Genomic DNA, 545 nt, shown 5'->3' with positions numbered 1-545 from the left:
GGTGCGGGCGGCGGCTACTTGGACGTGACGATCTCGACGAGGACGTGCCGGCGGCCCTCCGGGTCGGCGGCCTCACCCACGGGGGCGAAGGAGTGGGGGTCCACCTCGTACTGGTGTTCCTCGTCCTCGACGGTGGTGTGCAGGTCGGCCTGGTACGCGCTGGTCTGCACGCCGTAGACGGCCGGCAGTTCCAGGCTCAGGTAGCCGCTGTCGCCCGTGGTGCGGAAGCAGACGGTGCTGTTGTCGCGCGTGTAGACCTTCAACAGCCCCGTCCGGCTGTCACATGCGGCGAGCACGATGTGCCCGTCCCCCCGCTTGAGCAGGATGCCCTGCTCCTCGAGGATCTTGTCGGCCTGCGGGTACGCGAAGTCCTCGACGGCGTACCCCGGGTCCCCCTCCGCCACCGCGGCCATCGGCGGCGCCTCCCGCCCGCCCGGTCCGGAGCCGGAGAGCCCCGCACCCAGCCCCAGGACGGCCGCCCCGGCCGCCGCGCACGACAGCAGTGTCCGCGTAACGCGTTTCCTCATGCTCTTCCTCACATGGTT

General features: G+C 71.2%; 1 protein-coding gene. It reads right to left on the bottom strand.

Annotated elements, in window-relative coordinates; all coding sequences use genetic code 11:
* Positions 1-14: 14 nt before the first annotated feature.
* Entirely contained in the window at positions 15-527 is a 513-nt protein-coding gene (locus ORI94_RS35280; RefSeq protein WP_266083211.1) for a hypothetical protein, read from the bottom strand.
* Between the last annotated feature and the right edge of the window lie 18 nt (positions 528-545).

This window comes from Streptomyces sp. NEAU-W12, assembly GCF_026242095.1.
Classification (GTDB): Bacteria; Actinomycetota; Actinomycetes; order Streptomycetales; family Streptomycetaceae; genus Streptomyces.
This window is presented reverse-complemented; position numbering and strand designations above follow the sequence as displayed.